Consider the following 9,552-nt stretch of genomic DNA (forward strand, 5'->3'; position numbering starts at 1 on the left):
TCTCGTGCCCTCACCTTCGAGTCTGCTCGGGTTCCGCCCTTCGTGCCCGGCCGGTCCCGCCGTGCTCCGCGCGCAGGGCGAGGGTGGCGGTGACGCGTTTTCCGCCCGGTACCGGGACGGCCTCCACGCGGCTGCTGACCATGCCCACCAGCCACAGGCCGTGGCCGCCGGCCCGGCGGGGGTCGTGCGGCCGGCCCTCGGGCAGTTCGGGCGAGGTGTCCGTGACGGTGATGCGCACGGCCGTCGCGTCCGGGACCAGCTCCACGAACAGGCCGCAGGGGCCGGGGGCGTGTTTGAGGGCGTTGGTGAGGAGTTCGCTCACGACGAGCTGGGCGTCCTGGACGACGCGCCGGCCGGGTGCGTGGCCGGCCCGGGCGAGCAGTGCGCGCACGGCATCTCTGGCCTCGCCGAGACGGGGGGCTTCGGTGTCCCACACGACGGCGTGGTGCGGCGGGGCGGGCCCGGCGGCCCGTGCCGTCTGCTTCGCGGGGGAGAGGTACATGCTGGATGCCCTTCGCTTCGAGGGGACAGGGTTCCTTCCCGTGGCTGCCCTTCCCGTGGCGTTCCCTTCCCTTGGCTGCGGGCGGGATCAGTGGCGGAAGGTGTCCTTCGTCTTCTCCTTCGCCTGCCGGGCGTCGCCGCGGGCCCCCTCCACACGGCCTTCGGTCTCCATGCGCTCGTTCCCGACGGCCCGCCCCACGGCCTCCTTCGCCTTGCCCTTGGCCTGCTCGGCCTTGGCCTTCGCCTTCTGATTGCGAGCCATGGCAGTCACATCCCCATCTCTTTCGGTTCGGATCTTTTCGATATGCGCTCAATGTCCGGCTCTCCGCCGCGCCGCTGTCTAAACACCGGTGAGCGCGAGCGGCCGGGCGATTACCCTCGCCTGGTTGAACAGTCCAAACTGATAAGTCTATGCTGGGTAATTGTGGACGTGACGAAGCGGCCCCCGGGCCCCGGGTACAAGTGGGTGGCTCTCTCCAACACCACGCTCGGCGTGCTGATCGCCACGATGGACGCCTCCATCGTGATCATCTCGCTGCCCGCGATCTTCCGCGGGATCGGCCTCGACCCGCTGGCGGCGGGCAACATCGGCTATCTGCTGTGGATGATCCTCGGTTACCTGCTGGTCTCCGCGGTGCTGGTGGTCGTCCTCGGCAGGCTCGGCGACATGTTCGGCCGGGTCCGGATCTACAACCTGGGCTTCCTGGTCTTCGCGTGTGCCTCCGTCGCCCTGTCCCTCGACCCGTTCCGGGCCGGCGCCGGCGCGCTCTGGCTGATCCTGTGGCGGATCGTGCAGGCCTTCGGCGGCTCCATGCTGACCGCCAACTCGGCCGCCATCCTCACCGACGCCTTCCCGGCCCGGCAGCGTGGCATGGCCCTCGGCATCAATCAGATCACCGCGCTCGCCGGGCAGTTCCTCGGCCTGCTCGCCGGCGGCCTGCTGGCCGCGGTCGACTGGCGCGCGGTGTTCTGGGTGAGCGTCCCGGTCAGCGTCACCGGTACCGTCTGGTCGTACCTGAGCCTGCGCGAGACCTCGGCGGGCCGGCGCGGCCGGGTCGACTGGTTCGGCAACGTCACCTTCGCGGCGGGCGCCGGGATCCTGCTCGCGGGCATCACCTACGGCATCCAGCCCTACGGCGGCGACGCCACCGGATGGGGCAACCCCTGGGTGCTCGCCGCCCTGTCCGGCGGGCTCTTCCTGCTGCTGGTGTTCTGCCTCGTCGAGACCCGGGTGGCCGAGCCGATGTTCCGGCTGTCGCTGTTCCGGGTCCGGGCGTTCGCCGCCGGCAACCTGGCGGCGCTGCTGACGGCGATCGCCCGGGGCGGCCTGCAGTTCATGCTGATCATCTGGCTGCAGGGCATCTGGCTGCCGCTGCACGGCTACGACTTCGAGGACACCCCGCTGTGGGCCGGCGTCTTCATGCTGCCCCTGACCGTGGGCTTCCTGGTGAGCGGGCCGCTCTCGGGCTACCTGTCCGACCGGTTCGGCGCCCGGCTGTTCTCGACGGCGGGCCTGATCCTGGTCGCGGCCTCCTTCGTCGGGCTCCTGGCGCTGCCGGTGGACTTCGACTACGGCCTGTTCGCCGCGCTGTTGCTGCTCAGCGGCATCGGCCAGGGGATGTTCTCCGCGCCCAACACCTCGTCGATCATGGGGAGCGTGCCGGCCGAGTACCGGGGGGTGGCGTCCGGGATGCGCTCCACGTTCCAGAACTCGGGCACCGCCCTGTCCATCGGGGTGTTCTTCTCGCTGATGGTCTCGGGCCTGGCGTCCTCGCTGCCGGCGACGCTCGGCAGTGGGCTGCGGGCCCACGGCGTACCGGCCGCCACGGCCGACCGGATCGCCTCGCTCCCGCCGGTGAGCACGCTGTTCGCCACCTTCCTCGGCGACAACCCCATAGGCCACCTGCTCGGCTCCGGCGGCACACTCGGCGGGCTGTCCGCCGCCCAGCGCGCGACGCTGACCGGCCACAGCTTCTTCCCCCGGCTGGTCTCCGGCCCCTTCCACCACGGTCTGACCGTCGTCTTCGCCGTCGCCGCGGGCATGGCCCTGGTCGCGGCCCTCGCCTCCGCCCTGCGCGGCGCCCACCGGCCCCCCGGCGACCGGCGCCCCCGGGGAGCGGCCCGGGACCACGGCACACGGGCGAGCGGGGCGGGCCAGGAGTACGGCCGCCGGTGACCCGGGACGGCCGGCGTCGCCCGCGCCGTCAGCGTTCGCGCCTGCGGCGCACGACGTGTCGTACGGCGAACGCGGCGACCAGGACCGCGAAGGCGATCAGCGCGTACAGCTCGTAGCGCCCGATGTCCGCGTAGATGGTCGTGATGTGGGAGCCGGCCAGGTACGCCAGGGCCGACCACAGGCCGACCCACAGGGCCGCGCCCAGCGCGTTGAAGGCGAAGAAGCGGCGCCAGGGCATGCCCGTCGTGCCCGCGACGATCCCGTTGACCTGGCGCAGGCCCTCGATGAAGCGGGCCACGGTGACGATCTTGCCGCCGTGGTGGTGGAAGAAGTCCTCGGCGGCCTGGAAGCGCTTCGGCGTCAGCAGGACGTACCGGCCCCAGCGGTGCACGCAGGCGCGCCCGCCGGCCCGGCCGATCAGATAGCCCACGTTGTCGCCCGCCACGGCCGCGACGAACGCGATCACCGCCACGGCCACGATGTTCAGCCGCTGCGCTCCCGCGTAGATTCCGGCGGCGATCAGGATCGTCTCGCCGGGGGCCGGAACCCCGAAGTCCTCCACGAAGACCACGGCCCCCACGGCCCAGTAGCCGTAGTGGCCCAGAAGCGGCGCCAGATGAGCCAGCGGACCCGGAAGCGGAGGGGCCATGCCTCAACGGTACGTCGTCCGCGTTCCAGGGCGGTCAGCGCACCGGTGGTCGGGTGGAGTCGGGGCCGGATCCGCCGTCGCCGGGTTCCGGCTGGCAGGTGTGGCACAGTTCGTGTTCCCCGTCGCGGGTGACGACGGTTCCCCAGCCGAGGCACTGCTCGCAGTCACGAGCGCGGCCCAGGTCGGGGCGGGGAGGCAGGAGGGGGCTGTGGTGGGCTCCGTACGCCATGCGGTGAGCGGCTCCTCGAAGTCGCGTGGTCCGAATTGCTCCCATTATGTCTGATTTTTCGCTTCCTTCGGTGACGGCGGTCACCGGGATCGGGCGGCGGACCGGGATTCGCCGTGGTGGCGACGGTCGCGCTGTTCGATCCTACGAACTTCTCGCGGAGTGGGTTACCTTGCCTCGGCTCATTTGATAGGAAACTTTCCTACCAGTGTAGTGCGTCGACCGACTCCCCACCCCCCACTCCCACTTGGAGTTCCCGTGGCACAACCCGATGGCGAAACAGCAGTTCCCGCCCGTCTGTCCCGCCGGACCTTCGTCGCCGTGCTCGGTGCCGTCGCCTCCGGCGCCCTGATCGGCGCCTCGCGCGCCGTGGCGGCTCCGGGCGCTCCTGCGGCCGCGCCGGGCCTCGACGACCCGGCGAAGAAGGAGATCGCCATGCAGCTGGTGTCGAGCGCGGAGAACTCCTCGCTCGACTGGAAGGCCCAGTACAAGTACATCGAGGACATAGGGGACGGCCGCGGCTACACCGCCGGCATCATCGGCTTCTGCTCGGGCACCGGCGACATGCTCGACCTCGTCCAGCTGTACACCGACCGCAGGCCAGGCAACGTCCTGGCCAAGTACCTCCCCGCGCTGCGCCGGGTCAACGGCAGCGACTCCCACGCCGGACTCGACCCGGACTTCCCCAAGGACTGGCGCAAGGCCGCCCAGGACACGGCCTTCCAGCAGGCCCAGAACGACGAACGCGACCGCGTGTACTTCAACCCGGCGGTCAAGCAGGGCAAGGCGGACGGCCTGCGCGCCCTCGGCCAGTTCACCTACTACGACGCCATCGTCATGCACGGCGACGGCGACGACCCGACCAGTTTCGGCAACATCCGCAAGCGCGCCCTGCGCTCCGCGAAGCCGCCGGCCCAGGGAGGCGACGAGAAGACGTACCTGAACGCCTTCCTGGACGCCCGGGTCTGGGCCATGAAGCAGGAGGAGGCCCACAGCGACACCACCAGGGTGGACACCGAACAGCGGGTCTTCCTGCGCAAGGGCAACCTCGACCTGAACCCGCCGCTGGACTGGAAGGTGTACGGGGACAGCTACCACATCGGCTGAGGCCCCGGCGGCCGGACACCACCCGGCGGGCGCGCGATCCACGGACCGCGCGCCCGCCGTTCCGCGCGCGCACGCGAAGCGCCCTCGGCCCCGGGATCGTCGCCGCCGCCGGTGACAGCCGTTTCAGCGGCCCGTCAGACGGGTGTCAGAGAGCCGCGTGAGGGTTCTGTGTGTGCGGTCCAGTCCATTGGGCCCGCACCCGATCCCGCCGGGCATGGAGGTGTGCGCCATGACAGGGGCCGACGTCGACCCGTTCGCAGGCACCGGAACCGACCCCGCCGGGGAGGCCGCCGTACCACTGGCGCGGCGGCTCGCCGCGACGGACCGGGCCGGCCGGCACCGGCTGCTGGTCTCCCTGATAACCCATCACATACGGGCCTTGATCGGCGCGTTGGCGCCGGAGGAGATCCATGGCCACGAGACCTTCCGAGACCTCGGCCTGGGCTCGCTGACCGGTGTCGAACTGCGCGGCCGCCTCGGCGAGGAGACCGGGCTGCACCTGGCCGCCACCGCGATCTTCGATCACCCCACCCCGGACGACCTGGCCGCGCACCTGCTCGCGGAGATCCTCGGCCGGCGGCCCGAGCCCGAGCCCGCCCCCGGGCCCGGGCCCGACGCGCGAGTCCCGGCCGGAACGGACGGCGTGCCCCGGGACGAGCCGGTCGCCATCGTCTCCATGGCCTGCCGCTTCCCCGGCGGGGTCGAATCCCCCGAGGACCTGTGGCGGCTGGTCGAGGACGGCGTGGACGCGGTCTCGGAGTTCCCCACCGGGCGCGGCTGGGACCTGGAGGACCTGCGGGGCACGGGCCCGGACCGCCCCGGGCGCAGCCACACCGCCGAAGGGGGATTCCTGCACGAGGCGGACCGGTTCGACGCGGCGTTCTTCGGTATCTCGCCCCGCGAGGCGCAGGCGATGGACCCCCAGCAACGGCTCGTGCTGGAGTCCTCGTGGGAGGCGGTCGAACGGGCCGGCATCGACCCGCTGACCCTGCGCGGCACCCGCACGGGAACCTTCGTCGGCTGTGCGCACACCGACTACGGCACCGACCTGCGCCAGGCCCCGGACGGCATGGCGGGCCACCTCGTCACCGGCGGCGCCGCGAGCGTGCTCTCCGGCCGCGTCGCCTACACCCTCGGTCTCGAAGGCCCCGCCGTCACCGTGGACACCGCCTGCTCCTCCTCGCTGGTCTCCCTGCACCTGGCCGCGCAGTCGCTGCGCGCCGGGGAGTGCACGCTGGCGCTCGCGGCCGGCGTGACCGTGATGAGCACCTCCGGCGGCTTCATCGGGATGAGCGCCCAGGGCGCGCTCGCCGAGGACGGCCGGTCCAAGGCCTTCTCCGCCGACGCCGACGGCATGGGCATGAGCGAGGGAGTCGGCGTCCTGCTCCTGGAACGCCTCTCCGACGCCCGCCGCCACGGTCACCCGGTCCTGGCACTGTTACGGGCCTCCGCCGTCAATCAGGACGGTGCCAGCAACGGCCTGACCGCGCCCCGGGGTGTGGCCCAGGAACGCGTGATCCGCCAGGCGCTCGCGGCGGCCGGGCTCACCCCCGGCGAGGTGGACGCCGTGGAGGCGCACGGCACGGGTACCCCGCTCGGCGACCCGATCGAGGTGCGCGCCCTCCAGCAGACCTACGGGCAGGACCGTCCCGCCGGCCGGCCGCTGTGGCTCGGCTCGGTGAAGTCCAACATCGGCCACACCGCCGGGGCCGCCGGAGTCGCCGGCGTCATCAAGACGGTCCTCGCGATGCGCCACGGCGTACTGCCCCGCACCCTGCACGCCGACCGGCGTTCCACCGTCATCGACTGGACGGCGGGCGCCGTCGACCTGCTCACCGAGGCACGGCCCTGGCCCGGGGCGGAGCGGCCACGGCGGGCGGGGGTGTCGTCCTTCGGCATCAGCGGGACGAACGCGCACGTCATCCTGGAGCAGCCGCAGGACGTCGGCGAGACGGCATCCGTCCCGGACGGGGGTGGGGTGTCCGTCCTGGGCGGCGCCGACGGGCCGGTGCCGTGGCTGGTGTCCGGCCGGGGCCCGGCGGCACTGCGCGCCCAGGCCGTACGGCTGCGGGCGTTCGTGCGGGCCCGCCCGGAGCTGCGGCCGCTGGACGTCGGCTACACGCTCGCCACGGGCCGGTCGGCCTTCGAGGACCGGGCCGCGATCGTGGCCCCGGACCGGGCCGGACTGCTGCGTGGCCTCGATGCCCTGGTGGCCGGTGAGGGTGCCGCGGAACTGACCCGGGCGGTGGTTCCCCGGGCCGGCGGCACGGTCTTCGTGTTCCCGGGGCAGGGTTCCCAATGGGCGGGCATGGCAACCGAGTTGCTCGACTCCTCCGAGGTGTTCGCCGACAGCCTCGCCGAGTGCGGCCGGGCCCTCGCGCCGTACGTGGACTGGTCCCCGGAACAGGTGCTGCGGCAGGCTCCCGGAGCGCCGGACCCGGACCGGGTGGACGTCGTCCAGCCCGTGCTGTTCGCCGTGATGGTGTCGCTGGCCCGGCTGTGGCGCGCGGCCGGTGTCGTACCCGACGCCGTGCTCGGCCATTCACAGGGCGAGATCGCCGCCGCCTGCGTCGCCGGGGCCCTCTCCCTGGAGGACGCCGCCCGCGTCGTCGCCCTGCGCAGCCGGGCCCTGCTGGACGCCGCGGGCAGCGGCGGGATGCTGTCGGTCGGCCGGCCGGCCGACCGGGTGCGCGGCGAACTGGAGCGCTGGAACGGGCGGTTGTCGGTCGCGGCGGTCAACGGTCCGGCCTCGGTGGTCGTCGCCGGCGACGACACGGCCCTCGACGCGTACGCGGCCGACTGCGAGGAACGGGGCGTGCGGGTGCGCCGGATCGCCGTCGACTACGCCTCGCACAGCGCCCACATGGAGCCCCTGCGCGAGCGCGTCCTCGACGGACTGTCCGGCATCACGCCGGGCGCCGGGCACACCGCCTTCCATTCCTGCGTCACCGGCGGGGCGATGGACACCACGGGCCTGGACGCCGCCTACTGGTACCGCAACCTGCGCGGCACCGTGGAGTTCGAACAGGCCACCCGCTCCCTGCTCGCCGCCGGACACCGGCTGTTCATCGAGGTGAGCCCGCATCCGGTGGTCACCCTCGGCATCGAGGAGACCGCCGCCTCCGTGGACGACCTGACGGCCGGCCGGACCGCGGTGGTGGGCACACTGCGCCGCGACGAGGGCGGCCCGGACCGCTTCCTCAGGTCACTGGCCGAGGCGCAGGTGGGTGGCGCCACCCCCGACTGGGAGGCGGTCTTCGCGGGCCGGGGCGCGCGACGTGTCGACCTGCCCACCTATGCCTTCCAGCGACGGAGCCACTGGCTCGCCACCGAAACCGGCCCCGCCCGCGGCCTCGGCCAGGCCGGACTGGAGAGCCCCGGACACCCGCTGTTGGGAGCCGCCGTGCACCTCGTCGGGTCGGGCGGGCTGCTGTTCACCGGCCGGCTGTCCCGGCGCGGTCAGCCCTGGCTCGCCGAGCACCGGGTCGGGGGCCGTGCGGTGCTGCCCGGCGCCGCCCTGGCCGACCTCGCGCTGTACGCGGCGGCCCGCGCCGGGTGCGCCGCCGTGCGGGAGCTCGTCCTCGAAGCCCCACTCGAACTGCCGCCGGACGGCGCCGTACAGGTGCAGATGGCGGTGGGCGCGGCCGAGGCGGACGGCGTACGGCCGCTGGACATCTACGGCCGGCGCACCGGCGGTACGGACGACGGGGAATCCTGGCGCCGGTACGCCACCGGCACGGTCGGCGCACCGGGGGCGACCGGTGCCACGGGCGCCACAGGGGTGGAGACCGCCGGTGCGTGGCCCCCCGAGGGCGCCGAACCCCTGGCCCTCGACCGCCTGGATGACCGGTTCGCCGCGGCGGGGGTCCACTACGGCCCCTCCTTCCGGGGACTGCGGTCGGTGTGGCGGCGCGGGACGGAGGTGTACGCCGAGGTCGACCTGCCCCTGGCGCCGCGGTCCGAGGCCGGACGGTTCGGACTGCATCCCGCGCTCCTGGACGCCGCCCTGCAGCCCCTCGCGCTGACCCTGGACGACCCCGGCGAGGGCGCGCCGCGTCCCTTCTCCTGGCACGACCTCACGCTGTACGACACCGGCCGCACGTCCCTGCGCGTGGCGCTGCGCCGCACGGGCGCCGACCGGATCACCGTCGAACTGTCCGACGAGGACGGGCGACCGGTCGCCTCGGTGGGCTCCCTGGTCCTGCGCGCCCAGACCCCGGCACCGGGCGACGACAACGCTGTCGAAGCCGGGACGGCGGTGCGGCTCCCGCCCGGCGCCGGGCCCTCGGACGGCCCGCACCCCCTCGCAGGCGGGGCGCTCCCGGGCGGGCTGCCGGAGCGGGCGGCGGACGGCGGGCGGGGCTGGGCGCGGCGGCTGGCCGGTCTCGACGAGCCGGAACAGCTGCGCCTGCTCCAGGACCTGGTGCGGACGCACGCCGCCTCGGTGCTCGGCCACCCGGCCAAGAACGACGTCCCCGTGGACCGGTCCTTCCGGGACATCGGCTTCGAGTCGCTGACGGCCGTCGAACTGTGCAAGCGGCTCAACTCGGCCACCGGCGTACGCCTGCCCGCCGTCACCGTCTTCGACCATCCCACGCCCGTCCTGCTCGCCCGGCGGCTGCGCGAGGAACTCACGGCCGTGGGCGGCGAGGCGCGAACGCCGGTCCTCGTCCAGCTCGACACCCTGGAAGCGGCGCTGGCCGACGCCGACGCGGACACCCTCACCCGCGCCACGGCCCGCCTCAACGCGCTGCTGTGGAAGCTGGAGGACTCGGCGACCGCGGCGGCACCGAAGGCCCCGGAGGCCGGCGCCACCGAGTCCGAGGACCTCTCCGCGATCTCGGACCTGGAGATGTTCGCCCTGATCGACAAGGAGTTCGGCTCCGCGTGACC

7 protein-coding genes are annotated in these 9,552 nt (G+C 73.5%); 3 read left to right on the plus strand and 4 right to left on the minus strand.

Annotation, left to right across the window (positions count from 1 at the left end):
* Positions 1-10 precede the first annotated feature (10 nt).
* Positions 11-502, minus strand: coding sequence for an ATP-binding protein (locus ACFYMM_RS27845; RefSeq protein ID WP_388391159.1), 492 nt, complete (start codon positions 500-502; stop codon positions 11-13).
* Between the two features lie 87 nt (positions 503-589).
* Positions 590-763 carry a CsbD family protein gene (locus ACFYMM_RS27850; protein ID WP_388391161.1) on the minus strand — a complete coding sequence of 58 codons (174 nt, stop codon included), beginning with the start codon at positions 761-763 and terminating at the stop codon, positions 590-592.
* Positions 764-814: 51 nt separating this feature from the next.
* Here ACFYMM_RS27850 and ACFYMM_RS27855 point away from each other — a divergent pair, with 51 nt between their 5' ends.
* Positions 815-2,677: an MFS transporter gene (locus ACFYMM_RS27855; protein WP_388391163.1), complete on the plus strand. Its 1,863-nt coding sequence runs from the start codon at positions 815-817 to the stop codon at positions 2,675-2,677.
* A 28-nt stretch (positions 2,678-2,705) separates the two neighbouring features.
* Here the strand turns inward: ACFYMM_RS27855 and ACFYMM_RS27860 are convergent, their stop codons facing one another.
* Together ACFYMM_RS27860 and ACFYMM_RS27865 are read right to left on the minus strand one after the other, a co-directional pair.
* Positions 2,706-3,326, minus strand: a complete 621-nt coding sequence (locus tag ACFYMM_RS27860) for a DedA family protein (protein ID WP_388391165.1) — start codon at positions 3,324-3,326, stop codon at positions 2,706-2,708.
* Between the two features lie 34 nt (positions 3,327-3,360).
* Positions 3,361-3,555 (minus strand): hypothetical protein, encoded by a 195-nt coding sequence (locus ACFYMM_RS27865; protein WP_388391167.1) that lies wholly within the window; start codon positions 3,553-3,555, stop codon positions 3,361-3,363.
* A 255-nt stretch (positions 3,556-3,810) separates the two neighbouring features.
* Between ACFYMM_RS27865 and ACFYMM_RS27870 the strand changes: the two genes are divergently transcribed.
* Together ACFYMM_RS27870 and ACFYMM_RS27875 are read left to right on the plus strand one after the other, a co-directional pair.
* Positions 3,811-4,659: a chitosanase gene (locus ACFYMM_RS27870; RefSeq protein ID WP_388391169.1), complete on the plus strand. Its 849-nt coding sequence runs from the start codon at positions 3,811-3,813 to the stop codon at positions 4,657-4,659.
* 220 nt (positions 4,660-4,879) lie between these two features.
* The gene (locus ACFYMM_RS27875; protein WP_388391430.1) at positions 4,880-9,550 is read left to right on the plus strand and encodes an acyltransferase domain-containing protein; all 4,671 of its coding nucleotides are present in this window, start codon (positions 4,880-4,882) and stop codon (positions 9,548-9,550) included.
* Positions 9,551-9,552 lie beyond the last annotated feature (2 nt).

The sequence above is a fragment of the Streptomyces sp. NPDC006739 genome, assembly GCF_042869815.1.
In the GTDB taxonomy this organism is placed as follows: Bacteria; Actinomycetota; Actinomycetes; order Streptomycetales; family Streptomycetaceae; genus Streptomyces.

Coding starts and splice junctions, on each gene's coding strand:
- ACFYMM_RS27845 (WP_388391159.1), bottom strand. CDS start 502: ATGTACCTCTCCCCCGCGAAGCAGACGGCACGGGCCGCCGGGCCCGCC.
- ACFYMM_RS27855 (WP_388391163.1), top strand. CDS start 815: ATGTCCGGCTCTCCGCCGCGCCGCTGTCTAAACACCGGTGAGCGCGAG.
- ACFYMM_RS27860 (WP_388391165.1), bottom strand. CDS start 3,326: ATGGCCCCTCCGCTTCCGGGTCCGCTGGCTCATCTGGCGCCGCTTCTG.
- ACFYMM_RS27850 (WP_388391161.1), bottom strand. CDS start 763: ATGGCTCGCAATCAGAAGGCGAAGGCCAAGGCCGAGCAGGCCAAGGGC.
- ACFYMM_RS27865 (WP_388391167.1), bottom strand. CDS start 3,555: ATGGCGTACGGAGCCCACCACAGCCCCCTCCTGCCTCCCCGCCCCGAC.